This is a genomic window from Cedecea neteri (assembly GCF_000758305.1).
Taxonomy (GTDB): Bacteria; Pseudomonadota; Gammaproteobacteria; order Enterobacterales; family Enterobacteriaceae; genus Cedecea; species Cedecea neteri_C.
In genome coordinates this window covers 183,870-209,406 of record NZ_CP009458.1, presented here as the reverse complement: position 1 = coordinate 209,406, position 25,537 = coordinate 183,870, and the positions used below count along the sequence as shown (strand labels likewise).

Here is a 25,537-nt window from a genome sequence, read left to right as displayed (position 1 = left end):
ATGAACACCACTATTGCACAACAAATCGCTGATGAAGGCGGCGTTGAAGCCTACCTGCACGCCCAGCAGCACAAAAGCCTGCTGCGCTTTTTGACCTGCGGCAGCGTTGACGACGGCAAAAGCACTCTGATTGGCCGCCTGCTGCACGACACGCGCCAGATTTATGAAGATCAGCTCTCGTCGCTGCATACCGACAGCAAACGTCACGGCACCCAGGGCGAGAAGCTCGATTTAGCGTTGCTGGTAGATGGGCTGCAGGCCGAACGCGAGCAGGGCATCACCATTGATGTGGCCTACCGCTATTTTTCCACCGAGAAGCGCAAATTCATTATTGCCGACACGCCGGGGCACGAACAGTACACCCGCAATATGGCGACCGGGGCATCAACCTGTGACCTGGCGATCCTGCTGATCGACGCCCGTAAAGGCGTGCTGGATCAAACCCGTCGCCACAGCTTTATTTCCACGCTGCTGGGGATCAAACATCTGGTGGTGGCGATCAACAAAATGGATCTGGTGGCGTTCAGCGAGCAGACCTTCGAGCAGATCAAACAGGATTACCTGACCTTCGCCCAACAGCTGCCGGCGGACCTCGATATCCGTTTTGTGCCGCTTTCCGCGCTGGAAGGCGATAACGTTGCCAGTACCAGCGCCCAGATGCCGTGGTACAGCGGCCCGACGCTGCTCGAAGTGCTGGAAACGGTAGAAATTATTCGCGGCGTGGAGCAGCAGCCAATGCGCTTCCCGGTGCAGTACGTGAACCGCCCTAATCTCGACTTCCGCGGCTATGCGGGCACGCTCGCTTCCGGCATCGTGAACGTCGGCCAGCGAGTCAAAGTGCTGCCGTCTGGTGTGGAATCCAGCATCGCCCGAATCGTGACTTTTGATGGAGATTTGCAACAAGCCGGCGCGGGGGAAGCCATCACTCTGGTGCTGAAAGACGAAATCGACATCAGCCGGGGCGACCTGCTGGTGGAGGCCACGGAATCGCTGGCTGCGGTGCAGAGCGCGAAAGTGGATGTCGTCTGGATGGCGGAGCAGCCGCTGGTGCCGGGCCAGAGCTTTGATATCAAAATCGCCGGGAAGAAAACCCGCGCGCGCGTCGATAACATTCAGTATCAGGTCGAGATTAACTCGCTGACTCAGCGCGTGGTGGAAAACCTGCCGCTGAACGGGATTGGGCTGGTGGATCTCACCTTCGATGAGCCGCTGGTACTCGATAAATATCAGGCTAACCCGGTGACCGGGGGGCTGATTTTCATTGACCGCCTGAGCAATGTGACCGTCGGTGCAGGTATGGTGCGTGAGCCGCAGGAAGACGTGTATCAGGAACCTTCGGCTTACGGCGCGTTTGAGCTTGAGCTTAACGCTCTGGTGCGTCGCCACTTCCCTCACTGGGGCGCGCGTGACCTGCTGGGTGGCAAATAATGGCCGACCATGATGAAAACGTGGTCTGGCATGCTCATCCGGTGACGCGTGAGCAGCGTGAAGCCTTGCACAAGCACCGCGGCGCGGTGCTGTGGTTTACCGGCCTGTCCGGCTCAGGGAAATCGACCGTAGCCGGTGCCCTTGAGCAAGAGCTGCATAAACTTGGCGTCAGCACCTATTTGCTTGATGGTGACAACGTGCGCCACGGCTTGTGCAGCGATTTAGGCTTTAGTGATGAGGACCGCAAAGAGAATATCCGGCGGGTCGGTGAAGTGGCTGGCCTGATGGTGGATGCGGGTCTGGTCGTGCTCAGCGCGTTTATCTCTCCGCATCGGGCCGAGAGGCAAATGGTGCGTGAGCGCGCCGGAGAAGGGCGCTTCTACGAAGTGTTTGTGGACACGCCGCTGGCCATCTGCGAAACGCGCGATCCTAAAGGGCTTTACAAGAAGGCCCGGGCCGGGGAGCTGAAGAATTTTACCGGGATTGATTCGGCGTATGAGGCGCCGTTGCGGGCCGAAATTCACTTAGACGGCGAACAATTAGTAACAAATTTAGTGGCCCAAATATTAGACCTGCTGCGTCGCGACGATATCATCAATTGCTGAAGACGCCCGGAAGCACAACGCTTCCGGCCATCAGGGTTATGAAATCAGTTATGCGCAACAGCACGAATATCGTTATATCTCAGGCTGAACCCAGCCCGACGGTCGAGGAAACCACCTGGTCATTGCCCGGGGCGTTTATCGGCTTTTTGTCGTGGCTGCTGGCGCTAGGCATTCCTTTCCTGGTCTATGGCCCCAACACGCTCTTTTTCTTCCTCTATACCTGGCCATTCTTCCTGGCGCTGATGCCGGTCGCGGTGGTGGTGGGTATTGCTTTGCACTCCATTTTGCGTGGCAAGCTGCTGTTCAGCTGTGTGGCTACGCTGCTCTCCGTGGCGCTGATGTTTGGCGTGCTCTTTATGTGGCTAATGGGCTAGCCGTGCCGAACTGCGTCAAACCGTAACAGACTATTTATGGGCAACGTTAAGCTAAACTTGCTCCAATCGCGCATGAATTCGCGTTATGTGGTAAATTCTGGCGCGATTTGGCGCGCAGGGTGGCTTGCCGCAGTGGAGTCGACGAATAAGTTGTGGGATGATTGTGCCGTTTTTCAGGGGGCAGGATGGGTAAACTAACGCTGCTGTTGCTGGCCTTACTGGTCTGGCTTCAGTATTCGCTGTGGTTCGGAAAAAACGGCGTACACGATTACACGCGCGTCAGCGAAGATGTCGCTGCGCAGCAGGCAACCAATGCCAAACTAAAATCTCGCAACGATCAGCTTTTTGCCGAAATTGACGACCTCAACGGCGGCCAGGAAGCGATTGAAGAGCGCGCTCGCAACGAACTCAGCATGACCAAGCCGGGAGAGACTTTCTACCGCCTGGTGCCGGATGCCTCCAAACGTGCAGCCAACGGTAATACCTCCAACGCCGGGCAAAATAATCGATAACTCAGCATAAGTGAAAGGCATGGCAGACTCCTCCCCGGACGTAATTGCCGTGGTACCGGCCGCCGGTATCGGCAGCCGTATGCAAACGGAATGTCCTAAGCAGTACCTACACATCGGCGACAAAACGATTCTCGAACACGCGGTGGCCAGCCTGATGGCGCATCCGCGGGTGGGCCAGGTGATCGTGGCTCTCAGTCCCAACGACACCTATTTTTCCTCTTTGCCACTGGCAACTCATCCTCGCGTCACCGTGGTGACTGGCGGCAAGCAACGTGCAGATTCCGTGCTTGCTGGCCTGCAGGCCGCAGGTAATGCCGAATGGGTGCTGGTGCATGATGCCGCGCGCCCCTGTCTGCATCGGGAAGATCTGAATAACCTGCTGGCGATTACCACCAGCAGCAAAGTCGGCGGTATTCTGGCGGCCCCGGTTCGCGACACCATGAAGCGGGGCGAGCCAGGTAAAGGGCTGATTGCCCATACGGTCGATCGTGAAGATCTCTGGCATGCCCTGACGCCGCAGCTTTTCCCACTCGAACTTTTGCGCAGCTGCCTGCTGCGCGCGCTGGATGAAGGCGCCACCATTACCGATGAAGCCTCGGCCCTCGAATATTGCGGCTTTCATCCAGAATTGATTAGCGGCCGGGCAGATAATATCAAGGTGACTCGCCCTGAAGACCTTGCCCTGGCGGCTTTCTATCTTACGCGGTTAACCCAAACGGAGAATGTATAATGCGTATCGGACATGGCTTTGATGTTCATGCTTTTGGCGGCGAAGGCCCGATTATTATTGGCGGCGTTCGTGTCCCGTTCGAAAAAGGGCTGATGGCTCATTCCGACGGCGACGTTGCTCTGCATGCCCTGACCGATGCGCTGCTGGGTGCTGCCGCGCTGGGGGATATTGGCAAGCTGTTCCCGGACACCGATCCGGCCTTCAAAGGTGCGGACAGCCGCGAACTGCTGCGTGAAGCCTGGCGTCGTATTCAGGCCAAAGGTTTTACTCTCGGGAACGTGGACGTGACGATTATCGCCCAGGCGCCGAAGATGGCTCCGCACATCCCACAGATGCGTGTGTTTATTGCCGAAGACCTCGGCTGCCACATGGATGACGTCAACGTTAAAGCAACCACCACCGAGAAACTCGGCTTTACCGGCCGCGGCGAAGGTATTGCCTGTGAAGCCGTGGCGCTGCTGCATAAGGCCAGCAAGTAATGGACATGCAAAACCTGACGTGGCTGCACGGCAAGCCGCAGGGCAGCGGCGTCATCAAGGCCAGCCCGGAAGATTTCGTGGTCATTGAGGATTTGGGCTTTGGCCCGGACGGTGACGGCGAGCACTTGCTGCTGCGCATTCTGAAAAGCGGCTGCAATACGCGTTTCGTGGCCGATGCGCTGGCGAAATTCCTCAAGGTTCATGCGCGCGAAGTCAGCTTTGCCGGGCAAAAAGACAAACATGCGGTGACCGAACAGTGGTTCTGCGTTCGCCTGCCGGGCAAAGAGATGCCGGACATGAGCGCTTTTACGCTCGAAGGTTGTCAGGTGCTGGAGTTTGCTCGCCACCGCCGCAAGCTGCGCTTAGGCGCGCTGAAGGGAAACCGCTTTACCCTCGTCCTGCGCGAAGTGAGCGATCGCCCCGAGATGGAACAGCGTCTGCAGGCCGTAGCGGAGCAGGGCGTGCCTAACTATTTCGGTAGCCAGCGGTTTGGCATCGGCGGGAATAACCTGCATCAGGCGAAGCGCTGGGCTGAAAGCAATGCGCCGCTGCGCGACAGAAATAAACGCAGTTTTTGGTTGTCGGCGGCCCGCAGCGCGTTGTTTAATCAGATTGTTAGCCAGCGCCTGAAAAAAACAGACTTTAATCAAGTTGTTGATGGCGATGCGCTACAATTGGCAGGACGCGGCAGCTGGTTTGTGGCGACCCCGGAAGAACTTCCCACCCTGCAACAGCGAGTGAATGACGGCGAACTGCTGATCACCGCTTCGCTGCCGGGCGATGGCGAGTGGGGAACGCAAAATGCAGCGCTGGCTTTTGAGCAGCAATCCGTGGCGGAAGAAGAGGTTCTGCTGGGGCTGCTGAAGCGTGAGCGAGTGGAAGCGGCGCGCCGTGCGATGCTGGTTCAGCCGAAAGGGCTGAGCTGGAACTGGTGGGATGATGTCACCGTCGAGCTGAACTTCTGGTTACCGGCGGGGAGCTTTGCCACCAGCGTTGTCAGGGAACTCATGAACACAGCGGGTGATTATGCGAATATTGCTGAGTAACGATGACGGAGTCCATGCGCCTGGCATTCAGGTGCTGGCGAAGGCGTTGCGTGAATTTGCCGAGGTGCAGGTGGTGGCGCCGGACAGGAACCGCAGCGGCGCATCAAACTCGCTGACGCTCGAGTCATCGCTTAGAACTTTTACCCTGGCTAACGGGGATATCTCCGTTCAAATGGGAACGCCGACGGATTGTGTCTATCTCGGCGTCAATGCTCTGATGCATCCGCGCCCGGATATTGTGGTGTCGGGCATCAACGCCGGGCCAAACCTCGGCGACGACGTTATCTACTCCGGTACCGTTGCTGCTGCGACGGAAGGCCGTCATTTAGGACTTCCGGCCTTAGCTGTCTCGCTGGATGGTCATCAGCATTATGAGACCGCTGCGGCTGTCACCTGCTCTATTCTCCGGGCGCTGGCTCGGGAGCCACTGCGCACCGGGCGCATTCTGAACATCAACGTCCCTGATTTACCGCTGGACCAAATCAAAGGCATTCGCGTTACGCGCTGCGGCAGCCGTCATCCGGCGGACCAGGTGATTCGGCAGGAAGATCCGCGTGGCAACACGGTTTACTGGATTGGCCCGCCAGGGGAAAAACTGGATGTTGCGCCGGATACCGACTTTGCTGCCGTTGACGAAGGCTATGTTTCGGTGACGCCGCTGCACGTCGATTTAACCGCACATAGCGCCCATGAAGTCGTTGGCCACTGGCTTGAAAAGGCCGGAGTTGAGGCGCAATGGTAAGCAAACGCGTACAAACTCTTCTCGATCAATTACGTGCCCAGGGCATCAAGAATGAACAGGTTCTTGAGGCTATCGCGCAGGTGCCGCGTGAGAAGTTTGTCGATGAAGCGTTTGAACACAAAGCCTGGGAAAACACCGCGTTACCTATTGGGTCTGGCCAGACTATCTCTCAGCCGTATATGGTGGCGAGGATGACGGAATTGCTGGAATTGACGCCCCAGTCAAAAGTGCTGGAGATTGGCACCGGCTCGGGCTACCAGACCGCGATTCTGGCACATCTTGTGGGGCATGTTTGCTCCGTAGAACGAATCAAAGGGCTGCAATGGCACGCCAGACGTCGTTTGAAGCAGCTGGATTTACACAATATCTCGACCCGCCATGGCGATGGCTGGCAGGGCTGGCAGGCAAAAGCGCCGTTCAACGCTATCATTGTGACAGCGGCCCCGCCGGAAATCCCTACTGCGCTGCTGTCGCAGCTGGATGACGGTGGCATTCTTGTTTTACCCGTGGGGGACGACCGGCAGTTTTTGAAGCGCGTGCGGCGTCACGGGGATGAATTTTTAATCGACACGGTAGAAGCTGTTCGCTTTGTGCCCTTAGTGCGCGGCGAATTAGCATAACCCGGAAATATCCGGTTTTCTTGCTGCCGATTCGGCGTAACGTAGCCGAATTCAGCAAAAGCTGGCGTGGTTTACGCCGCTTTTCTACAGTGTTTTATGCATATCTGGTTGTTATCATTTTGGGGGATAAATGAGCGCGGGAAGCCCAACTTTCACTTTACGCCGGGCGGCGATGTTAACGCTAACCAGCCTTTGGCTGGCAGGCTGTACAAGCAATAATAACACCCAGGCACCCATCAGTTCCGTTGGCGGCAACGGCAATTCTTCAGGTTCTTCAACCGGCAGCCTGCTGGTGACTAAACCACCGACAATGTCCGCTCCGATTCAGCAACCTCAGATCCAACCTGTTCAGCAGCCGCAGATTCAACCGGTTCGTCAGCCTCAGGCCCAGCCTGTCGTTTCTGAGCCAGTACGCACCGAAAATGGCCGTATTGTTTACAACCGCCAGTACGGCAATATCCCTAAAGGGAGTTACGCGGGCGGCAGCACCTACACCGTTAAACGTGGCGATACTCTGTTCTACATTGCGTGGATCACCGGGAACGACTTCCGTGACCTGGCGCAGCGCAACAATGTACCGGCCCCGTACGGTCTGGAAGTAGGGCAAACCCTGCAGGTAGGCAACGCCTCCGGCACGCCAATCACCGGTGGGAACGCCGTGACCGCCGCCGATGCCCGCGCACAGGGCGTTGCGACACCAGTTGAACAAAACTCAACCAGGGTAGTTGCTTCTAAACCGACAATTACGTATTCTGAGGATTCAGGTGAACAGAGTGCTACTAAAATGTTACCGGGCAATAAGCCTGCTGGGACAGTCGTCACAGCACCGGTAACGGCACCTGTGGTTAGCTCTACCGAACCTACCGTCAGCAGTACGTCTAACAGCTCGCCAATTTCAACCTGGCGCTGGCCGACCGACGGTAAGATCATCGAAAACTTTGCGGCCACCGAAGGCGGCAACAAAGGGATCGATATCGCTGGCAGTAAAGGACAGGCCATTATCGCGACCGCCGCAGGGCGCGTGGTATATGCCGGTAACGCACTGCGCGGTTACGGTAATCTAATCATCATCAAACACAACGATGATTATCTGAGTGCCTACGCCCATAACGATACAATGCTGGTCCGGGAACAAGAAGAAGTTAAGGCGGGGCAAAAAATAGCTACCATGGGTAGCACCGGAACCAGTTCTACACGATTGCATTTTGAAATTCGTTACAAGGGGAAATCCGTAAACCCGCTGCGTTATTTGCCGCAGCGATAAACCGGCAAAACATTCATTGAGTGTATTGCCCAGGGATCACGGGTAGGAGCCACCTTATGAGTCAGAATACGCTGAAAGTTAACGAGTTAAACGAAGACGCGGAATATGATGAGAACGGAGTTGAGGCTTTTGACGAAAAAGCCCTTGTAGAAGAGGAACCCAGTGATAACGACCTTGCAGAAGAAGAGCTGCTGTCACAGGGTGCAACACAGCGTGTACTAGATGCGACTCAGCTTTATCTTGGAGAGATCGGTTACTCTCCATTATTAACAGCCGAAGAAGAAGTTTACTTTGCTCGCCGCGCCCTGCGCGGTGATGTGGCCTCCCGCCGACGCATGATCGAAAGTAACCTGCGCCTGGTGGTAAAAATTGCCCGTCGTTACAGTAATCGTGGTCTGGCGCTGCTGGATCTGATTGAAGAGGGCAATCTGGGGCTGATTCGTGCGGTTGAGAAGTTCGATCCAGAACGTGGATTCCGTTTCTCAACGTACGCTACATGGTGGATTCGTCAGACCATCGAACGGGCAATCATGAACCAAACCCGTACGATTCGCCTGCCGATTCATATCGTGAAAGAGCTGAACGTTTACCTGCGTACCGCTCGCGAACTCTCCCACAAGCTCGACCACGAGCCGAGTGCCGAAGAGATTGCCGAGCAGCTGGATAAACCGGTTGATGACGTTAGCCGTATGCTGCGTCTCAACGAGCGCATTACCTCGGTAGACACCCCGTTGGGCGGTGACTCTGAGAAAGCGCTGCTGGATATCCTCGCGGACGAGAAAGACAACGGCCCGGAAGACACCACGCAAGACGATGACATGAAACAAAGCATCGTGAAGTGGCTGTTCGAACTGAACGCTAAACAGCGTGAAGTACTGGCTCGCCGTTTTGGTCTGCTGGGTTATGAAGCTGCGACGCTGGAAGATGTGGGTCGTGAAATCGGCCTGACTCGTGAACGCGTTCGTCAGATTCAGGTTGAAGGCCTTCGCCGTCTGCGTGAAATTCTGCAGGCTCAGGGGCTGAACCTCGAAGCGCTGTTCCGCGAATAATCGACTCTTCAAATAAAAAAGCGGTGATGCAAATCACCGCTTTTTTTATGCCTGCTGTTCGGTAACCGTTACACCAAACTCTTCAGCCGATAGATCCACTCCAGCGCCTGGCGTGGAGAAAGTGAATCCGGATCGAGATTTTCCAACGCTTCTACGGCCGGAGATGTCTCTTCTGCCGCAACCAGCAGTGACATTTGTGTGCCATCCACCTGGCTTGCGGCCGCATTGCCGGAAATGCTTTCCAGCTCGCGTAGCTTCTGGCGCGCACGTTTGATCACGTCTTTTGGCACACCCGCCAGCGCGGCTACGGCCAGACCGTAACTTTTGCTGGCTGCGCCGTCCTGCACGCTGTGCATAAAGGCGATGGTATCTCCATGCTCCACGGCATCCAGATGAACGTTGGCTACGCCTTCCATTTTCTCCGGCAGCGTGGTCAGCTCGAAATAGTGGGTAGCGAACAACGTCAGTGACTTAATACGGTTGGCCAGGCTTTCGGCACAGGCCCAGGCCAGCGACAGGCCATCATAGGTCGACGTGCCGCGGCCAATCTCGTCCATCAGCACCAGACTATTTTCCGTGGCGTTGTGCAGAATGTTGGCGGTTTCTGTCATCTCCACCATGAAGGTTGAGCGGCCGGAAGCCAGGTCGTCGGCAGCGCCCACGCGGGTAAAGATGCGGTCGACTGGGCCGATTTCTGCCTGCTGCGCCGGCACAAAACTGCCGATATAGGCCAGCAGAGCAATTAGAGCGGTCTGGCGCATATAGGTACTTTTACCGCCCATGTTCGGGCCAGTAATAATCAGCATTCTGCGCTGAGGGGAAAGGTTTAGCGGGTTAGCGATAAACGGTTCGCTGAGCACTTGTTCCACCACCGGATGGCGGCCACCGACCAGCTTAATGCCGGGCTTGTCGGTCAGCGTCGGGCAGGTGTAGTTCAGGGTATAAGCGCGCTCGGCCAGGTTCACCAGCACGTCCAGCTCTGCCAGCGCGGTAGCGCTTTTTTGCAGCGCTTCCAGGTGCGGCAGCAGCAAATCAAACAGCTGATCGTAAAGCTGTTTCTCCAGCGCCAGCGCTTTGCCTTTAGAGGTCAGGACCTTGTCTTCGTACTCTTTCAGCTCAGGAATAATGTAGCGTTCGGCGTTTTTCAGCGTCTGGCGGCGAACATAGTTGATCGGCACCAGATGGCTTTGGCCGCGGCTGACCTGGATGTAGTAGCCGTGCACGGCGTTAAACCCGACCTTCAGCGTATCCAGGCCCAGGCGTTCACGCTCACGGATTTCCAGCCGATCCAGGTAGTCAGTTGCGCCATCGGCCAGGGCTCGCCATTCGTCTAACTCTTCGTTATAGCCTGGGGCGATAACGCCGCCGTCACGCACCAGCACCGGCGGCGATTCGATAACGGCATGCTCGAGTAATTCGCGCAGCTCTGCAAACTCGCCCATCTGCTCGCGCAGGGTTTGCACATAGTCGGTGCTTACGTCCGACAAGGTTTCACGCAGGGCGGGCAACTGCTGGAAGGCATAACGCATACGTGCCAGATCGCGTGGGCGAGCGGTGCGCAGCGCCAGGCGGGCAAGAATACGTTCCAGGTCGCCGACCTGGCGTAGCGTAGGCTGAATGTCTGTGGTGCGCTCCTGCAGGGCCGCAATAGTTTGCTGCCGCTTGGTGAGCACATCGACGCTACGCACCGGCATATGCAGCCAGCGTTTGAGCATACGGCTGCCCATTGGCGTCACGGTGCAGTCCAGCACCGAGGCCAGAGTGTTTTCCACGCCGCCAGACAGGTTCTGGGTGATCTCGAGGTTACGTCGTGTGGCAGCATCCATAATGATGCTGTCCTGCTGCCGGTCCATGGTCACGGAACGAATATGCGGCAAGGAAGTGCGCTGGGTATCTTTGACGTACTGTAGCAGACAGCCGGCAGCGCAAAGTGCATGATGGGCGTTCTCGACGCCAAAACCGGTCAGGTCTCGAGTGCCAAACTGTAAATTCATTTGCTGGCGCGCGGTCTCAATCTCGAACTCCCAAAGCGGGCGGCGGCGCAGACCACGGCGGCCATCAATCAGGCTCATCTCGGCGAAGTCTTCCGCATACAGCAGCTCGGCCGGATTGGTGCGCTGAAGCTCCGCGGCCATGGTTTCGCGGTCTTCCGGCTCGGTCAGGCGGAAGCGCCCGGAGCTGATGTCGAGCGTCGCATAGCCAAAACCTTTGCTGTCCTGCCAGATAGCCGCCAGCAGGTTATCCTGGCGCTCCTGCAGCAGCGCTTCATCGCTGATGGTGCCCGGTGTGACGATGCGAACGACTTTACGCTCAACCGGCCCTTTGGTGGTTGCCGGGTCGCCAACTTGTTCGCAGATAGCCACGGATTCGCCGAGATTCACCAGCTTGGCCAGGTAGTTTTCCACCGCGTGATGAGGCACGCCCGCCATAGGAATCGGTTCGCCTGCAGAAGCCCCGCGCTTGGTCAGGGAGATATCCAACAGCTGAGAAGCGCGTTTTGCATCGTCATAGAACAGTTCGTAGAAGTCACCCATGCGGTAAAACAGCAGGATGTCACGGTGTTCGGATTTAAGACGCAGGTACTGCTGCATCATTGGCGTGTGGGCGTCGAAGGTTTCGCTAGTGCTCATGGAGTGATGATATCCATTTCGTTGAATTTTAAGTGGTTAGTGATGTTTCTGGTTCTCATTATTGCTCACTAATACGGCGTAAACTGCACGCGGAAATCGCCCCGCAGATGGCCCATGATAACGGAGTATCAGGGGCAGGAAAACAGCGGTTAAACGACATTGCTTAAAGCCTCGCAGCGCGTTGCCATTCTGATATGTTCTTGCGGCGGCTTGCTGCAATTCCGCGGTTTGGCGAACTTTTTCGCCTTCATTCTGTTTAAACAGTTAAATTCCAGGGTGTCTATGAAAAAGTGGGTACTGGCAGGCGTGTTGGTGATGGCGGGATGCGTTTCATTTCAACAGCTTGACGAGGGGTTACGTGGTCTTGTGGGCCAGGATAAAACCGTTGCATTTAAAATTTTAGGTTACCCCGATAATCAACAAACGTTTGATGACACTAAAGTTTATACGTGGGTAACGAACAGCACGGGGGCCGAGCCTTATGTTTCACCGCAAACAACCTCTGGAACGGTAAACGGTAAACCGTTTGAGGCAACGACAACACAAACCACGTTTGTGCCGGTCAACTACAGCTGCAAAATTCAGATCTCTACGGACAGCAAAGGCATCATCAAAGACTATAAATACAACAGCACCGATCCCAGCGTGATGGGCTGTATGAACTACATCAAAAGCCTGAATAATTACTATAAAAGATAGATCCCACCCGATCCGGCAGCGTAGTTGAGTTGCCGGATGTTGCGTTTAGATACATCTTTTTCACCCTGTTTTCAGGAACTCAATTTCCAGTGACCCACTTACCAGAAAACATCCCAGCATCGGAGATAACCATGTTTTCTGCAGTCGGTCAGTCAAATCGCGTTCAGCCCGCCGCCCTTAACGCCAGCGGAAGGATCCATCCTGATATTAAAATTAAGCCGCCGGTAAACGATCCTGTTCAGGCCCTGGCTAACCTGTTCCGTGATAACAAACTTGCCTACCTGGGCGATGTGCATGGTCAGCTTGCGATCCCTGAATTTGTCGGGCATGCCATTCCCGAGTTGAAAAAGGCTGGAGTGGATCTGCTGGCGGTAGAGTTTGTGAAGTACAGCGATAACGCCTTGTTCCGCGAAGCGCTGGCTCATGGCAAAGAGGCGACAAAAAACTTCATCATGAACGCCTGGTCAAAACACGGCGAGGCTTGGGTGGATAAGGTTGCCGGGGCGCTTTATGAAGCCCACAAAGCCGGGATTTCCGTCGCTGGCATTGACCGCCATATTCCCGGCGCTGCGCCAAAAACGCCGATGGAAGCCATCAAATACATGAACAAACGGCTGGCGCTCAATATTGCCTGGAACGCTGCGGCAGAAAAGGAAGAGCGTGCCATTGGCGCTCGTAAAACGCTGGTTTGGGGCGGCGGCGGTCATTTTCACCATAGCCGTGAGCAAGGGCCTAAAGATATGCGTCCCGGCCCTGTGGTGTCCTTCGATTCGAGCGGTAAAGCCCCGGGCTGTTCGCTGAACGATAAGGACGACAACAGCCACCTGGTGATTAATTTCCCGAAATAAGAAAACGGGGAATAGCGATTCCCCGTCACTTTTTCTCTCAGGAGGCAACCTGAAAAACGCTGACGGTTTCCCGCAGAATGCGGGATTGCGTATCGAGAGAGGTTGCCGTCGAGGAAGTCACCTCAACCAGCGCGACGTTCTGCTGCAGGTTTTTATCCATCTGCGCTACGGCCTGAGCAACTTCATTAACGCCGGTCGCCTGTTCGGCAGAATTATGTGCAATTTCGTTGACGATGCTGTTCACCTGGCTGACGGTGGTTAAAATCTTGCTCATGGTTTCCGCCGCCTGATCGATCTCCTGCGCACCGCTATTCACTCGCTGTACTGAGCCGGTAATCAGGCCTTTAATTTCCTTCGCGGCGCTGGAGGAGCGTTGGGCAAGGGCTCGAACTTCCGTGGCGACAACGGCAAAACCCCGGCCTTGTTCACCCGCTCTGGCGGCCTCAACGGCGGCGTTCAGCGCCAAAATGTTGGTCTGGAAAGCAATGCCTTCAATCACCGAGGTGATATCCGCAATACGCACGGACTCCTGAGTAATTTCCTCCATGGTGCTGACGATCCCCTGCACCATTTCACTCCCCTGTGCGACTTCGCTGGCGGCAGAACTGGCAAGCTTGCTGGCGTATTGCGCGCTTTCCGCATTGTTCCGCACCGTGCTCGCCACCTGGTCCATCGCCGCTGAAGTTTGCTGCAGCGCCGCAGCCTGGTTTTCAGTCCTTGCAGAAAGCGAGCTACTTCCTTTGGCTATTTCTGCGCTGGCGCTCGCCACACCTTCAGCGTTCTGGCGTACTTCCAGCACCAGCTGGCGCAGCGCATTTTGCATATGGCTGAGCGAGGCCAGAATACTGCTGGTATCTTTTTTACGCAGCTCAGGCGTTTGCGTCAGATCTCCGGCGGCGATGGCGTTGGTCATCCGTAGCAAATCAACCGGCTCACCGCCGAGGGAAAGCGTGATTTTACGCGTGGTTGACCAGGTGATTAACAGGCCAAGCGCTACGGCAACCAGCGCCAGCGTGAGCATCAGAAGGTGGAATGTGCGGGCAATACCGCGTGCTGTGTTAGCAAGCGCGTCGTTGAGCTGCGTCTCCATGTCGATAAAACCGTTAATGGTAGCCAGCCAGTTAACAAAAGCTGGGCGAGCCTGATTGAGGATGACCTGGCGCGCACCTTCCACATCGCCTTTTTGCTGCAGAGCGATAATTTCATTCACCAGCGGGAGCGTTTGCTGCTCGGCCTCTTTTATCTTTTCGTACTGAGATCGTTCTTCGGTTGTCACGTCACTGCCTTGGGCAAAGATGCCTTCCATCGGCTGGACTGAGGCCTGGTAATCCTGCTCGAGCTTGCGGATGTGTTCTATAACGCTCTGCAGTTCGCCTGTTGGCACCAGCGTCACGTCGCGTATGGCAATCGAACGATCATGCACGCTGCCTCGAAAATTAACGGCGTAGCGCTGTTTAACGTTATTGACATCGTTGATGGCAATCAGCGCGTTGTTTATTTTATTCACCTGCATAATTGCCACCAGCGTCAGCACAACCAGCGTTAATAAAATAATGATAAAGCTGCCGCTTATTCGCGAGCCGATAGAAAGGTTTTTAAACATAATAACTCTCTTTTAATTAATATTGAGCGTGATGTTAATGGTGTTGTCGGAGTATTTTCCTGCAGTGGATACAGGAGAGTAAGTTGTCTTGCAGGCTTACAGGGTGGAAAGGAAATTAATCTGCAGGCAAAAAGTTGTCAATAGGGCAACTTTGCACCGATGCTTGCAGCGTTGACGGTGGCGGAATGCTTTATTCCATAAATAACAATGGTGTTTATTTTTGTTCTACATAAGCTAAATTATTTTTGTTTTTCATTTGCGGTTTCACTTTGTTTTTATGCTTTAAACTTGATGCCGATGATTTGTAATAATCCCCACTGTACACTCGTTACGTCTGCTAACAAAAGTTTATTATTTTTTTAATATTTAACTTTTTTACCTATTAATGAAAAAGGCTGAATCAGTGTTTTTAACGTTCGAATTCCCGAGATATATAAATTAATAACAGCCATTCCCCTGCTTTTGATGGTGGAATACGGTGGAAAAAAATTTTAAGACCTGGGAATAAATGGTCATTTCGTTCGTCCTATGTGCTCCAAAACCAAATGCCGTTTCATTATTGTGAGCCGAACCTATGCGAGAACCCCGTCCGTCTTTCTGCGCGATGTTTAAAAATTTGCGCTACCCGCAGCAATTTTTACTGCGTGGCGCCGTGATAGTCGCCATTCCGTTAACCCTTTGCCTACTGTTTGCCTGGGCGTGGGGAGCCCTGACGCCGGGGCGTTTATCCCCCGACAAGCTGGTTAATGCGCTGGAAAAAACGGGAGGAGAGCACCCCGGTTATCGTCGCAATCATGCCAAAGGAGTCTGCGTGGTGGGGTATTTTGACTCCAACGGTAGCGCCAGTGCTTTGTCAAAAGCTACGGTGTTTCTGCCGGGCAATACGCCAGTCATTGGCCGCCTGGCGATTGCCGGCGGTAACCCCAATGCGCCTGATGGTGCGGTGCCCGTACGCAGTATGGCGCTGCAGTTTATCACCCGTGATGGCCAGGAGTGGCGCACGGGGATGAACGCGCTGCCGTTCTTTAGCGTTGCTACGCCTCAGGGCTTCTACGATCAGCAAATGGCGGGTATGCCCGATCCTAAAACGGGCAAACCTGATCCAGCCAAAATGAAAGCATTTATCAGCGCTCACCCGGAGGCAAAGCCGTTTTTTGCCTGGGTGAAGAGCTATGTGCCGACGTCGAGCTGGGCCAGCGACAGCTACAACAGCCTGAACGCCTTCTTATTTACCAACAAAGCAGGGGACGTTCACGGCGTGCGCTGGAGCATGCAGGCGCAAACGCCCGGTGTGCCGGTGACCGCGCAAGACAAAGCGAATCCTTTGTTCCTGCAGCAGGACATCAAGCAGCGCCTGCAGCAGGGGCCGCTAAAATGGGATTTGATTATCAGCGTGGCTGATAAGGGTGACGCGACTAATGATGCGACAAAAGCCTGGCCCGACAGCCACCAAAAGATTAATGCCGGGACGCTGGTGCTGACGTCCGCACAAGATCAGGCCGAAGGCAGCTGTCGGGACATCAACTACGATCCTCTGATCCTGCCGGAAGGCATTTCTGGCTCAGACGATCCGCTGCTTAGCGCACGCTCTGCGGCTTATTCGTCATCCTTCAATCGCCGCACGCACGAAGAAGCTCAGGTAAATAAAGGGGCTGGTTTATGAGCAAAGTAACTTTTTTTCACCCTCTGCTGCGCGTCGTTCACTGGGCGATGGCGCTGTTGATCGTGGCGATGCTGTTTATCGGCGTGGGGATGGTGTCCACGGTGTCGGCAGCGCATGCTTTTTTATACTCGTTGCATAAACCGCTTGGCGTCGCCATTCTGCTGCTGGTTATGCTGAGGGTTTATCTCCGCCTTCGTTATAAAACACCGTCGCTCCCGGCGAATCTGCCGGGTTTTCAGGTGGCGCTGGCGCATTTATCCCACTGGCTGCTCTATCTTCTGATGGTGGCTCAGCCGCTGGTAGGCTGGGCGATGCTCTCTGCTGCGGGCTACCCCGTGACGCTGGGGGCTGGCATCACTCTACCGGCACTGGTGGCAAAAAATATTGAGCTTTATGCCGTGCTTCGGCCTTTGCATACCTGGCTTGCGCTGCTGTTATTCGTCACCGTGGTGTTGCATCTAACTGCTGCTTTATTCCATGCGCTGTTATTGCGCGATGGCGTGTTCAGCAGCATGACGGGCTACAAAGGCCGGGGCTAACCTCGCGCAGTGGAGTAAATCATGTCAAAACTGAGCGAACAGGAAATACGGGAAATGCTGCCGCATCTGCAGCGTTTCGCCCTATGGCTCACGCGCAATCCTCACGGCGCAGAGGATCTGGTGCAGTCCTGCCTTGAGAAAGCGTTTACCCGCGAGAGGGATCTGGCGGCCAGAGAAAGCCTTCGCAGCTGGCTGTTCTCTATTCTCTACCGGCAATTCATTGACGGCGAGCGGCGAAAAAGACGTTACCAGCGTATTTTGTCGCTGTTTACCGGCGATGAAAACCCAGTGGCCGCGTCAACGGAAGAGATGCTGATCAACGACGATATGCTGGCGATGTTCAGCCAGCTTCCCGTGGAGCAGCGTGCGTTACTGCTGCTCATCAGCGTGGAAGGGTTGAGTTATAAAGAAGCGGCTGAGTCGCTGGATATCCCGTTGGGAACAGTGATGTCGCGTTTGTCCCGAGCCAGAAAACAGCTGCAAAAATGGGATGAAGGCACGTCATCCACCCCGGCGTTAAGGAGATTAAAATGAAATCGCGCATACCTGACGAGCAGGATCTCCATGCCTGGGTTGACGGGCAACTGGATGACGAGCGCAAAAAGTGGGTTGAACACTATTTGCAGCAGCATCCTGAGCAGGCAGCACAGGTCAAAAAATGGCAGGCCGATGCCCGGCGCTTACGCCTTTCTCTGGATGAATTTGTGCCTCAGGTTTCTGCTCCGGCTCTGGAAGTGCAGCGGGCGCGCCAGCAGATTCAGCGCACCCGTCGGTGGCGTTTAGCCGTTGCTTTTAGCCTGCTATTCTCCGTCGGCATGGGCGGAGTGGCCGGGTGGCAGCTGCATGCCAGCGAAGTTATGCGGCAAATTCTGCCGATGGAAGATGCCGTGCAGGCCTATCGTCTGGTGAACAGCGGTAGCGTGAAAGCGCTGGACGTTGTGGCCAGCGATCGCGCGGAGGTGAACAACTGGATGAGCCGCTACTTTATTAACGGGGCGCTGGCACCAGACCTCGATAATTACGGTTTTACGCTGGTGGGCGGGCGCTTGATGGTGACCGAGCAGGGGCCGGCGGCGCTGGTGGTCTATCAGGACGCTCAGGGCACACGCGTGGCGTATTACATCCGGCCTTCCGGCATGTTTATGCTGGGGAAAGGGGAGCGTCAGGCCGATAACCTGACGGCGCAGTACTGGAGCGATCGCCGCTATAACTACGCGATGATAAGCCCGGCCAATGACAGCCAGACGGCGAGGTTACAACAGGCGGTAGCACAGTACGCGGGGGATGCGCGAGCGATTTAATGCAGGCGCCGTTATATTCGCCAATGTCAGAAAAAATATACCATTTTTGCCTGAAGGTCTTATCCTGAATGGAGTGAGGCGGCACTCGGATCCCCCGAAGCTGCCTCCGTCATTCCTGAAGGATAAAACATGGTATCTACACATATTGGCTTCCCGACCGAAACGGTAGCGGTATTTCTTGCGCTTTCGGTGGGTGCCATTTTTATCGACCTCTTTATGCACCGCAAAGACGAGCCTATCTCGCTGAAAAGTGCCGCATTGTGGTCGATATTCTGGGTTGCAGTGGCAATGCTTTTTGCCGGTTTTTTATATCTTCATCATGGCGCTGAAGTCGCCAGCCTGTTTGTTACCGGCTATGCGCTTGAGAAGGTGCTATCCGTCGATAACCTGTTCGTGATGATGGCGATTTTTGCCTGGTTCGGCATTCCCGATCGCTACCGGCACCGCGTGCTCTACTGGGGCGTTATCGGTGCGATTGTTTTCAGAGGCGTCTTTGTGGCTATCGGCACCGGGCTGCTGTCGCTGGGGCCTTATGTTGAAATCGTGTTTGCGCTGATTGTGGCGTGGACGGCGGTGATGATGCTCAGAGGCAACGATGGAGAGGACGAAGTTGAGGACTACTCTCAGCATCTGGCTTATCGGCTGGTAAAACGCTTTTTCCCTCTCTGGCCAAAGCTTGCCGGGCGCAAATTCCTGCTTAACCAGGCTGAGGTTGACCACGAGCTGGCGAAGCCAGAAAACCAGACCATTACCGTTGGGCGAGTAAAAAAAGCCACGCTATATGCTACGCCGCTGATGCTTTGCGTGGCGGTGGTTGAGCTGTCTGACGTGATGTTTGCTTTTGATTCTGTCCCGGCCATTATTGCCGTCAGCCGTGAGCCGCTTATCGTTTACAGCGCAATGATGTTCGCCATACTTGGCTTGCGTACACTCTATTTCGTGCTGGAAGCGTTAAAACAGTACCTCGTTCACCTGGAAAAGGCGGTGGTGGTGCTGCTGTTCTTTATCGCCGCTAAGCTCGGGCTTAACGCCAGCGAACACATCTGGCATCACGGTTACAGCATCTCGGCCACTGCCAGCCTGTACGTTGTGCTGGGCGTGCTGGCCGTAGGCATCATCCTCAGCGTGATGTTCCCGGCAAAAGCGGAATCAAGCGACAGTAAGAACTAAAATGTTGAAGGACGCCTTCGGGTGAGGGCGTCCTGATGACCAGACTCAGAGATGTTTGTCGAGGCGTAATCTTTCGATAGGTGAGCGACGACGAGATTTGGCACGGTGGAAGTGGCGCCAGTGGTAATCCCTGGCTGCGGTCAGCAGTTCATAATCCCCTCTTGAATCCCCCCAGGCGCGCAAATGCAGCTGGTTGAGTGGGCCATAAACCTGTTCCAGGCGCTGAATTTTTTGATCGCAGCGGCAGTTATGGCCGTTAATGCGGCCGGTTAACACGCCGTCCACCACTTCAAGCTGAGTCCCGATGAGTTTCACGCCCAGACGTTCCGCGAACGGCAGCAGCACGATGGCTGGTGATGCGGAGCACAGCGTCACTTCAGCGCCAGAACGCAGCTCGGCGGCAACTGCCATCAGCCCACGCGGGCGCATCATTTTTTCGAAGTTTTTCGCGCAATACACTTCGGCTTTCTCCTTAACCCACTGCTCATTCACGCCGGTTAAGAAGGTTGAAATCAGTATTTCTTTTAATTCATCGCGGGTCAGTTTTCGGCGCAGGCATTTGAGCGTCGGAATGACCATACGCATCATCTTGCGCGCGAAGGTTTTGCGCCCAAAGGCAAACCGCAGGAACGGGACAAAGCTATCGCTATGGGTCAGCGTGCCGTCAAAATCAAAAACCGACAGGACGCCTGGCGAAGGATCATTCATAACAACCATAGATTCCCAACTTTCCTTTTTATCTGTTCGTCGCGAGGGCATCTTGCGAGCGATGGGGAAATTATAAACTTTTAAATCCCGCTACGGAAACCGCCGTGAAATGTGGTAGGGTAACCGAATGAACAGAAATCACACCCTGCTTATGGTTAGCCGCTGGTGGCTGTCTCTTTAGAGGCGGCAGGAATTCGTTCACCCTTTTCTAATAGCCGCCGGAAGGCGGCTATTTCATTTTAACTGTTCGCCCTCCGGCAAGATTTATCAGCCTCAGGAGGCCCTTATGAGCAGTTCACACACTTTGCAGCAAACCATCCTTACCGGTGACCGTCCAACCGGCCAGCTTCACCTTGGGCATTACGTCGGTTCACTGCGTAAGCGCGTCCAGCTTCAGGATGAGCATCAGCAGTACATTTTGGTGGCCGACCTCCAGGGGTTAACTGACAACGGCAGCCGCCCGGAGAAAGTCGCCGAAAACATTCTGCAGGTGATGGCGGACTACCTGGCGGTTGGCATTGATCCCCAGAAAACCACAATCTGCCTGCAATCCTCTCTGCCAGCGCTGGCCGAGCTCACCATGCTGTATATGAACATCGTGACCGTTGCCCGCCTGGAAAGAAACCCGACGGTAAAAAGCGAAATTGCCCAGAAAGGTTTTGCCCGCTCTCTGCCTTCCGGTTTTCTGGTCTACCCGGTAAGCCAGGCCGCAGATATCACCGCGTTTAAAGCTAGCCTGGTCCCGGTGGGGGACGACCAGCTGCCGATGATCGAGCAGGCCAATGAGATTGTGCACAAGATGAATAGCCTGACGCCGACGCCGATATTAACCCCCTGCAAAGCGTTGCTCAGCCCGGTTAGCCGTCTGCCGGGCATTGACGGTAACGCTAAAATGTCAAAATCCCTGGGCAATACGCTCACCCTTTCAGCCAGCGAACAGCAGATTCATCAGGCCGTGAGCGCCATGTTTACCGACCCGGATCATCTGCGCGTGAACGATCCGGGAAAAATTGAAGGCAATGTGGTGTTTACTTATCTGGATGCTTTCTATGAAGACAAAGAGAAAGTCGAGGCGATGAAAGAGCACTACCAGCGCGGCGGGCTGGGGGATCGTCAGTGTAAAAATGAGCTGGAAACCTGCCTGCAAAATCTGCTGGCGCCGATCAGAGAGCGGCGAAATCGCTTTATCGAAGATAAGCCTTACTTGCTTGAGGTGCTGAAAGCCGGGAGTGAAAAAGCGCGAGCGCTGACTCAGCAAACGGCGGATGAAGTAAAACGTGCGCTGGGGTTGCCGGTGCTATTTTAACGGCAGAAGGGCGCGAGAGGCATACTCAGATGAGTGATTATGGATTACCATTATTGCGAAACTTTCGCGAACATTCACAGGGACAGCCCATCAGATGCGTTATTCAGCCGCAGCACTTCTTCCTATGCTGGTTTTACTCTCCGCCTGTAGCAGTAAGCCGAAAACCGCCGAGCAGCAGCAAACCAGCGGTACGCCGTCTGGCGGTTTCCTGCTCCAGCCGCAACACGATGTCTTTATGCAAACCGGTGATTTTGCTTACAACCCGGAAGCAGAGAAGTTCATCGACAAAATGGTGAATGAGCATGGTTTTGACCGTCGCCAACTGCATGAAGTGTTGTCCCAGGCCAAACGTCTGGATTACGTGCTGCGCCTGATGGATCAACAGGCACCGACGACCGCGCCGCCTGCCGGGCCAAACGGGGCGTGGTTACGCTATCGCGCTAAATTCATCACGCCGGATAACGTACAAAACGGCGTTAAGTTCTGGAACCAGTATGAATCTGCCCTGAACCGCGCGTACCAGGTTTACGGTGTACCACAGGAAATCATCGTCGGGATCATTGGGGTTGAAACCCGCTGGGGCCGCGTGATGGGGAAAACTCGCATTGTGGATGCTCTCGCGACGCTCGCCTTTGCCTACCCGCGCCGCGCGCAATACTTTGCTGGCGAGCTGGAAACCTTCTTGCTGATGGCACGTAACGAAGGTGACGATCCGCTGGCGCTGAAAGGTTCCTTCGCCGGAGCAATGGGTTATGGGCAGTTCATGCCTTCTTCATTTAAAGAGTATGCGGTGGACTTCAACGGCGACGGCCACGTGAACCTGTGGGATCCGGAAGATGCAATCGGCAGCGTGGCGAACTATTTCAAAGCGCACGGCTGGGAGAAGGGCGATATGGTTGCCGTGCCGGCCAATGGCCAGGTTCCTGGGCTGGCTAACGGCTTTAACACCAAATACTCTGTGGCGGCGCTGGGCCAGTCCGGCCTGAGTCCGCAGGGCTCTTTGGGCAACCATCAGGAAGTGAGCCTGCTGCGCCTGGATATGGGCGACCGTTATCAGTATTGGTACGGGCTGCCAAACTTCTACGCCATTACCCGCTACAACCACAGCACCCATTATGCGATGGCAGTGTGGCAATTAGGGCAGGCCGTGGCGCTGGCTCGCGTTCAGTAATACGTCATATCGCCCCCCTTTGGGGGCGATAAAAGCGGTTCTCAAATACCTGCCTGGTGAAAATCATGCAGGTTAATTGCCCCGAGCAGCCCGCCGTTTTCATCCACGACCGGCGCCGCGCTAATGCGTTTTTTCATCAGCATCTCTTTGGCATCAATCGCCCGGGTTTCGGCATTCAGCACCGTGCCATTCTTCGTCATGGCATCTTTGATCCCGGCTTCCAGCTTACCACCGCCCACCAGCCAGCGACGCAGGTCGCCATCGGTAAAGACGCCGATAACTTGCTGTGCTTTGTCACAGACGGCAACCAGCCCCAGCCCTGTGCGACTTAGCTCCAGCATGGCATCCATGACGGAGGCGCTGTCCGCCACCTGCGGAAGCTGTTCGTCGGTGCGCATCAGGTGATGAACCCGGTTTAACAAACGTGCGCCTAACGCACCGGCAGGGTGTGAACGTGCAAAATCCTCTTCGTTAAAGCCACGCTCTTGCATGACGGCCATGGCCAGTGCGTCCCCCATCATTAACGTATTTACCGCGCTGGATGTTGGCGCAAGGCGCATCGGGCAGGCTTCACGCTCTACCGAAATATCCAGCGTGGCAAAGGCCGCTTTCGCCAGCGGCGACTCAGCTTTGCCGGTAATGGCAATCAGCTTAACGGCCTTTTCCTGCAGGCGAGGAATAATTAAATCCAGCTCTTTCGCATGGCCGGAATAGGAGATAAACAGCAGGATGTCGCGGCTTTCGATCATTCCCAAATCGCCGTGTAACGCTTCGGCGGGGTGAACGAAGAAGGCGGGCGTGCCGGTGCTGGCAAAGGTGGCGGCGATTTTCTTCCCGATATGCCCTGACTTGCCCATACCGGAAACAATCACTTTTCCCTGGCAGGTAAGCACGGCGTTGGCGGCGGCAACAAAATCTTCGCCAAGTCTGTCCGGCAGGCGGCTCGCTTCCTGTAATTCCAGCAGCAGCGTTTCTCGTGCGGCGTCAATCATTCGCTGATTCATCTTCTTCTCCGGTAACAATCACTTTCACGCCTTTTTCACGCAGCGCGGTGAGGAATTCGTGGCTAATGCCGCCGTCGGTGATGATGGTATCGACTCTCTCCAGCCCGCAGACAATATTCGGGCTTTTGCGGCCAAACTTTGAGGAGTCGGCCATCAGGATCACTTCGCGAGCTGCGTTGCACATCGCTTTGCTGACGGTATAAACCTCGTTGTAGGTTGTGACCCCGGCGGTGAGATCGATGCCATCGGTGCCCATGAAAAGCCTGTCAAAGCTGAAGTGTTCGAAGGCGTTTTCCGCCAGTTGGCCATGAAACGAGGCTGATTTCTTACGGAAGGTGCCGCCGGGCATCAGGATGGTTTGTTCGTTGTCCAGTTCAGACAGCGCGTTGACGATATGCAGGCTGTTGGTCATCACCGTAATGTTATTGAAGTGCTGGAGCAGTGGGACCAGCTGCAAAACGGTGCTGCCCGCATCCAGAATGATGGAATCGCCATCGTGGATGTACTTGACCGCCGCCTCGGCAATTTGCTGTTTTTGCAGAGTATTGATCAGCGTTTTGTGGTCAATAGGCGGATCGGGTTCGTCTTTACTGAGCACTACGCCGCCATAGGTGCGAATCACGGTGCCAGCCGTTTCAAGCAGCACCAAATCTTTACGGATCGTGGTGCCGGTGGTTTGAAAATGCTGGGCGAGATCTTCCACCGAGCATTTTCCCTGCTTTTGCAGATGTTCCAGGATCGCCGCCTGTCGCTGACGTGGTTTCATAGGCTCTTATTACCTTGCAATAAATTTCGGTTCGGTAATTTCGCAAGCAATAAGCATTCGAAACGAAATTAACCCTGTTTCAGTTTAAGCGCTAATGATAGAGCATTCTGACAATCGCGATCATGGGGAAAGATCACATCGGGCTGCAATTCCTGCCGATTCATGCCGTGTAACTGCAGTACAGGCTGTGGAAGGGCAAAAACCGTCAGGCCTTTCATTATCAGGCTGTCGCGGACGTTTTGCCGCTCATCAAAGGCTAGGGCAATGACCACTCTGGGCCTAAAACGCCCGGATGAGCGGCCTACGCCAACGGCACCCTGCTGGCAGAGCCTGTCAAAGGCACGATTAAAACGGCGAATTTGCCAGCCGCCGAGCAGTAGCTGACTGAGCCAGGCGATCGCCGCCAGGGCGATCAGTGCATTCATCATGCATCCTCCTTTAGGCAGCCTCTGGCTGAGGGCCAGAGGCAACCGATGACCTGATAGTTAAAACATAACCTGCCCGCCGGTGACGTTGATCGACTGTCCGGTACAGTAAGAGGCTTTATCGCTGGCGTAAAACAGGAGCGTGTTAAGCACGTCCTGGTAATCGCAGCCGCGTTTTAAGGGGACTTTGTCGATGTAGTATTGCTCTACTTCGTCCGCAGGAATGCCGAGTTTTTCCGCGTACTGCGGCAGCAGAGACTGGAACATCGGGGATTTAAGCAGATTGCCCAACATTAGCGCATGCACCGTGATGCCGTATTCCGCCAGATCCAGGGCAAGAGATTGCGTCAGCCCCACGCCACCAAATTTCGCCGCGCTGTAGCCGGAGTTGTGCTTGCTGCCGACCTTGCCAGACTTAGAATTAATCTGGATGATGCGGCCTTTAATCCCGTCGCGGATCATCAGGCGGGAGAACTCCCTGGCGCACAGGAAGTAGCCCACCAGGTTTACCTGCAGCGAGCGGTCAAAATCCCCCAGAGCGAAATCACCAATAAACGCCGCTTTGGCGATGCCCGCGCTGTAAACCAGCAGATCGACCTGGCCGAAAATCTCGTCTACGCCGCGAGCCAGCGCGGTAACGCTTTGCTCGCTGGTGGCGTCCGAGCCAAATCCCCAGGCACAACCCGGCCCGTACTGGTCGTTAATTTCCTGCGCGACGCGGGCCGCTTTCTCACTTTGAATATCCACCACGGCAACTTTGTAGCCTTCCTGGGCCAGCCCATGGCAGAGAAACGCCCCGAGCGTTTGCCCTCCACCGATGACAACGGCAACCTGATTCATGTTTTACTCCTTTGA

Annotated in this window: 27 protein-coding genes; 20 read left to right on the top strand and 7 right to left on the bottom strand. The window is 55.2% G+C overall.

Going from position 1 to position 25,537, the window contains the following annotated elements:
- The 11 genes from cysN to rpoS all read left to right on the top strand — a co-directional run bounded on the left by cysN (position 1) and on the right by rpoS (position 8,849).
- Positions 1-1,428 carry a sulfate adenylyltransferase subunit CysN gene (cysN, locus tag LH23_RS01020; RefSeq protein ID WP_039287156.1) on the top strand — a complete coding sequence of 476 codons (1,428 nt, stop codon included), beginning with the start codon at positions 1-3 and terminating at the stop codon, positions 1,426-1,428.
- A complete protein-coding gene (cysC, locus tag LH23_RS01015) occupies positions 1,428-2,033 on the top strand; it encodes an adenylyl-sulfate kinase (RefSeq protein ID WP_039287155.1) in 606 nt (201 codons plus the stop codon). Before cysN ends, cysC begins: the two co-directional genes overlap by 1 nt.
- Positions 2,034-2,083: 50 nt before the next feature.
- Complete coding sequence (locus tag LH23_RS01010; protein ID WP_008458338.1) at positions 2,084-2,407, top strand: DUF3561 family protein; 324 nt, start codon at positions 2,084-2,086, stop codon at positions 2,405-2,407.
- Between the two features lie 185 nt (positions 2,408-2,592).
- Positions 2,593-2,919 (top strand): cell division protein FtsB, encoded by a 327-nt coding sequence (ftsB, locus tag LH23_RS01005; RefSeq protein WP_008458337.1) that lies wholly within the window; start codon positions 2,593-2,595, stop codon positions 2,917-2,919.
- 19 nt (positions 2,920-2,938) lie between these two features.
- A complete protein-coding gene (gene ispD, locus LH23_RS01000; protein WP_039287152.1) occupies positions 2,939-3,649 on the top strand; it encodes a 2-C-methyl-D-erythritol 4-phosphate cytidylyltransferase in 711 nt (236 codons plus the stop codon).
- A complete protein-coding gene (gene ispF / locus LH23_RS00995) occupies positions 3,649-4,128 on the top strand; it encodes a 2-C-methyl-D-erythritol 2,4-cyclodiphosphate synthase (RefSeq protein WP_039287140.1) in 480 nt (159 codons plus the stop codon). The genes ispD and ispF overlap by 1 nt, the downstream gene beginning before the upstream one ends.
- Positions 4,128-5,174, top strand: a complete 1,047-nt coding sequence (gene truD / locus LH23_RS00990; protein ID WP_039287137.1) for a tRNA pseudouridine(13) synthase TruD — start codon at positions 4,128-4,130, stop codon at positions 5,172-5,174. The genes ispF and truD overlap by 1 nt, the downstream gene beginning before the upstream one ends.
- A complete protein-coding gene (surE, locus tag LH23_RS00985) occupies positions 5,155-5,916 on the top strand; it encodes a 5'/3'-nucleotidase SurE (protein ID WP_039287134.1) in 762 nt (253 codons plus the stop codon). Before truD ends, surE begins: the two co-directional genes overlap by 20 nt.
- A complete protein-coding gene (locus tag LH23_RS00980) occupies positions 5,910-6,536 on the top strand; it encodes a protein-L-isoaspartate(D-aspartate) O-methyltransferase (RefSeq protein ID WP_039287131.1) in 627 nt (208 codons plus the stop codon). Before surE ends, LH23_RS00980 begins: the two co-directional genes overlap by 7 nt.
- Before the next feature lie 130 nt (positions 6,537-6,666).
- On the top strand, positions 6,667-7,800 hold the full coding sequence (gene nlpD, locus LH23_RS00975; protein ID WP_039287128.1) for a murein hydrolase activator NlpD: 1,134 nt from the start codon (positions 6,667-6,669) through the stop codon (positions 7,798-7,800).
- Between the two features lie 56 nt (positions 7,801-7,856).
- Positions 7,857-8,849 (top strand): RNA polymerase sigma factor RpoS, encoded by a 993-nt coding sequence (gene rpoS / locus LH23_RS00970; RefSeq protein WP_008458325.1) that lies wholly within the window; start codon positions 7,857-7,859, stop codon positions 8,847-8,849.
- 68 nt (positions 8,850-8,917) lie between these two features.
- Here the strand turns inward: rpoS and mutS are convergent, their stop codons facing one another.
- Positions 8,918-11,479: a DNA mismatch repair protein MutS gene (gene mutS / locus LH23_RS00965; protein ID WP_039287124.1), complete on the bottom strand. Its 2,562-nt coding sequence runs from the start codon at positions 11,477-11,479 to the stop codon at positions 8,918-8,920.
- Between the two features lie 282 nt (positions 11,480-11,761).
- Between mutS and LH23_RS00960 the strand changes: the two genes are divergently transcribed.
- Positions 11,762-12,178 (top strand): hypothetical protein, encoded by a 417-nt coding sequence (locus LH23_RS00960; RefSeq protein ID WP_039296277.1) that lies wholly within the window; start codon positions 11,762-11,764, stop codon positions 12,176-12,178.
- A 131-nt stretch (positions 12,179-12,309) separates the two neighbouring features.
- Positions 12,310-13,026: a Type III secretion system effector HopBA1 gene (locus tag LH23_RS00955; RefSeq protein WP_081946031.1), complete on the top strand. Its 717-nt coding sequence runs from the start codon at positions 12,310-12,312 to the stop codon at positions 13,024-13,026.
- A 37-nt stretch (positions 13,027-13,063) separates the two neighbouring features.
- On the opposite strand, the gene LH23_RS00950 is transcribed toward LH23_RS00955, so the two are convergent.
- Complete coding sequence (locus LH23_RS00950) at positions 13,064-14,629, bottom strand: methyl-accepting chemotaxis protein (RefSeq protein WP_052050098.1); 1,566 nt, start codon at positions 14,627-14,629, stop codon at positions 13,064-13,066.
- 574 nt (positions 14,630-15,203) lie between these two features.
- Between LH23_RS00950 and LH23_RS00945 the strand changes: the two genes are divergently transcribed.
- From LH23_RS00945 to LH23_RS00925, 5 genes are all read left to right on the top strand, one after another.
- Positions 15,204-16,292, top strand: coding sequence for a catalase family peroxidase (locus tag LH23_RS00945; RefSeq protein ID WP_419672664.1), 1,089 nt, complete (start codon positions 15,204-15,206; stop codon positions 16,290-16,292).
- On the top strand, positions 16,289-16,831 hold the full coding sequence (locus tag LH23_RS00940) for a cytochrome b (RefSeq protein ID WP_039287118.1): 543 nt from the start codon (positions 16,289-16,291) through the stop codon (positions 16,829-16,831). The genes LH23_RS00945 and LH23_RS00940 overlap by 4 nt, the downstream gene beginning before the upstream one ends.
- A 21-nt stretch (positions 16,832-16,852) precedes the next feature.
- Positions 16,853-17,365 (top strand): RNA polymerase sigma factor, encoded by a 513-nt coding sequence (locus LH23_RS00935; protein ID WP_039287115.1) that lies wholly within the window; start codon positions 16,853-16,855, stop codon positions 17,363-17,365.
- Positions 17,362-18,132 (top strand): anti-sigma factor family protein, encoded by a 771-nt coding sequence (locus LH23_RS00930; RefSeq protein ID WP_039287112.1) that lies wholly within the window; start codon positions 17,362-17,364, stop codon positions 18,130-18,132. The genes LH23_RS00935 and LH23_RS00930 overlap by 4 nt, the downstream gene beginning before the upstream one ends.
- 129 nt (positions 18,133-18,261) lie before the next feature.
- Positions 18,262-19,302 (top strand): TerC/Alx family metal homeostasis membrane protein, encoded by a 1,041-nt coding sequence (locus LH23_RS00925; protein ID WP_039287098.1) that lies wholly within the window; start codon positions 18,262-18,264, stop codon positions 19,300-19,302.
- Positions 19,303-19,347: 45 nt separating this feature from the next.
- Here LH23_RS00925 and LH23_RS00920 read toward each other — a convergent pair whose 3' ends face one another.
- Positions 19,348-20,019: an HAD-IB family hydrolase gene (locus LH23_RS00920; protein WP_156108006.1), complete on the bottom strand. Its 672-nt coding sequence runs from the start codon at positions 20,017-20,019 to the stop codon at positions 19,348-19,350.
- 277 nt (positions 20,020-20,296) lie between these two features.
- On the opposite strand from LH23_RS00920, the gene trpS reads away from it, so the two are divergent.
- Complete coding sequence (gene trpS, locus LH23_RS00915) at positions 20,297-21,316, top strand: tryptophan--tRNA ligase (RefSeq protein ID WP_039287096.1); 1,020 nt, start codon at positions 20,297-20,299, stop codon at positions 21,314-21,316.
- Between the two features lie 94 nt (positions 21,317-21,410).
- Positions 21,411-22,487 carry a lytic murein transglycosylase B gene (gene mltB, locus LH23_RS00910; protein WP_039287095.1) on the top strand — a complete coding sequence of 359 codons (1,077 nt, stop codon included), beginning with the start codon at positions 21,411-21,413 and terminating at the stop codon, positions 22,485-22,487.
- 41 nt (positions 22,488-22,528) lie between these two features.
- Here mltB and gutQ read toward each other — a convergent pair whose 3' ends face one another.
- The 4 genes from gutQ to srlD all read right to left on the bottom strand — a co-directional run bounded on the left by gutQ (position 22,529) and on the right by srlD (position 25,522).
- Positions 22,529-23,491, bottom strand: a complete 963-nt coding sequence (gutQ, locus tag LH23_RS00905; RefSeq protein ID WP_039287093.1) for an arabinose-5-phosphate isomerase GutQ — start codon at positions 23,489-23,491, stop codon at positions 22,529-22,531.
- The gene (srlR, locus tag LH23_RS00900) at positions 23,472-24,257 is read right to left on the bottom strand and encodes a glucitol operon DNA-binding transcriptional repressor SrlR (protein WP_039287091.1); all 786 of its coding nucleotides are present in this window, start codon (positions 24,255-24,257) and stop codon (positions 23,472-23,474) included. Before srlR ends, gutQ begins: the two co-directional genes overlap by 20 nt.
- A 68-nt stretch (positions 24,258-24,325) precedes the next feature.
- On the bottom strand, positions 24,326-24,685 hold the full coding sequence (gene gutM / locus LH23_RS00895; protein WP_039287090.1) for a transcriptional regulator GutM: 360 nt from the start codon (positions 24,683-24,685) through the stop codon (positions 24,326-24,328).
- A 57-nt stretch (positions 24,686-24,742) separates the two neighbouring features.
- Positions 24,743-25,522, bottom strand: a complete 780-nt coding sequence (gene srlD / locus LH23_RS00890) for a sorbitol-6-phosphate dehydrogenase (protein ID WP_039287088.1) — start codon at positions 25,520-25,522, stop codon at positions 24,743-24,745.
- Positions 25,523-25,537 lie beyond the last annotated feature (15 nt).

Excerpts from the sequence above, each read along its gene's own strand:
- cysN (WP_039287156.1), top strand. The coding sequence starts at position 1 with ATGAACACCACTATTGCACAACAAATCGCTGATGAAGGCGGCGTTGAA.
- cysC (WP_039287155.1), top strand. The coding sequence starts at position 1,428 with ATGGCCGACCATGATGAAAACGTGGTCTGGCATGCTCATCCGGTGACG.
- LH23_RS01010 (WP_008458338.1), top strand. The coding sequence starts at position 2,084 with ATGCGCAACAGCACGAATATCGTTATATCTCAGGCTGAACCCAGCCCG.
- ftsB (WP_008458337.1), top strand. The coding sequence starts at position 2,593 with ATGGGTAAACTAACGCTGCTGTTGCTGGCCTTACTGGTCTGGCTTCAG.
- ispD (WP_039287152.1), top strand. The coding sequence starts at position 2,939 with ATGGCAGACTCCTCCCCGGACGTAATTGCCGTGGTACCGGCCGCCGGT.
- ispF (WP_039287140.1), top strand. The coding sequence starts at position 3,649 with ATGCGTATCGGACATGGCTTTGATGTTCATGCTTTTGGCGGCGAAGGC.
- truD (WP_039287137.1), top strand. The coding sequence starts at position 4,128 with ATGGACATGCAAAACCTGACGTGGCTGCACGGCAAGCCGCAGGGCAGC.
- surE (WP_039287134.1), top strand. The coding sequence starts at position 5,155 with ATGCGAATATTGCTGAGTAACGATGACGGAGTCCATGCGCCTGGCATT.
- LH23_RS00980 (WP_039287131.1), top strand. The coding sequence starts at position 5,910 with ATGGTAAGCAAACGCGTACAAACTCTTCTCGATCAATTACGTGCCCAG.
- nlpD (WP_039287128.1), top strand. The coding sequence starts at position 6,667 with ATGAGCGCGGGAAGCCCAACTTTCACTTTACGCCGGGCGGCGATGTTA.
- rpoS (WP_008458325.1), top strand. The coding sequence starts at position 7,857 with ATGAGTCAGAATACGCTGAAAGTTAACGAGTTAAACGAAGACGCGGAA.
- mutS (WP_039287124.1), bottom strand. The coding sequence starts at position 11,479 with ATGAGCACTAGCGAAACCTTCGACGCCCACACGCCAATGATGCAGCAG.
- LH23_RS00960 (WP_039296277.1), top strand. The coding sequence starts at position 11,762 with ATGAAAAAGTGGGTACTGGCAGGCGTGTTGGTGATGGCGGGATGCGTT.
- LH23_RS00955 (WP_081946031.1), top strand. The coding sequence starts at position 12,310 with ATGTTTTCTGCAGTCGGTCAGTCAAATCGCGTTCAGCCCGCCGCCCTT.
- LH23_RS00950 (WP_052050098.1), bottom strand. The coding sequence starts at position 14,629 with ATGTTTAAAAACCTTTCTATCGGCTCGCGAATAAGCGGCAGCTTTATC.
- LH23_RS00945 (WP_419672664.1), top strand. The coding sequence starts at position 15,204 with ATGCGAGAACCCCGTCCGTCTTTCTGCGCGATGTTTAAAAATTTGCGC.
- LH23_RS00940 (WP_039287118.1), top strand. The coding sequence starts at position 16,289 with ATGAGCAAAGTAACTTTTTTTCACCCTCTGCTGCGCGTCGTTCACTGG.
- LH23_RS00935 (WP_039287115.1), top strand. The coding sequence starts at position 16,853 with ATGTCAAAACTGAGCGAACAGGAAATACGGGAAATGCTGCCGCATCTG.
- LH23_RS00930 (WP_039287112.1), top strand. The coding sequence starts at position 17,362 with ATGAAATCGCGCATACCTGACGAGCAGGATCTCCATGCCTGGGTTGAC.
- LH23_RS00925 (WP_039287098.1), top strand. The coding sequence starts at position 18,262 with ATGGTATCTACACATATTGGCTTCCCGACCGAAACGGTAGCGGTATTT.
- LH23_RS00920 (WP_156108006.1), bottom strand. The coding sequence starts at position 20,019 with ATGGTTGTTATGAATGATCCTTCGCCAGGCGTCCTGTCGGTTTTTGAT.
- trpS (WP_039287096.1), top strand. The coding sequence starts at position 20,297 with ATGAGCAGTTCACACACTTTGCAGCAAACCATCCTTACCGGTGACCGT.
- mltB (WP_039287095.1), top strand. The coding sequence starts at position 21,411 with ATGCGTTATTCAGCCGCAGCACTTCTTCCTATGCTGGTTTTACTCTCC.
- gutQ (WP_039287093.1), bottom strand. The coding sequence starts at position 23,491 with ATGAATCAGCGAATGATTGACGCCGCACGAGAAACGCTGCTGCTGGAA.
- srlR (WP_039287091.1), bottom strand. The coding sequence starts at position 24,257 with ATGAAACCACGTCAGCGACAGGCGGCGATCCTGGAACATCTGCAAAAG.
- gutM (WP_039287090.1), bottom strand. The coding sequence starts at position 24,685 with ATGATGAATGCACTGATCGCCCTGGCGGCGATCGCCTGGCTCAGTCAG.
- srlD (WP_039287088.1), bottom strand. The coding sequence starts at position 25,522 with ATGAATCAGGTTGCCGTTGTCATCGGTGGAGGGCAAACGCTCGGGGCG.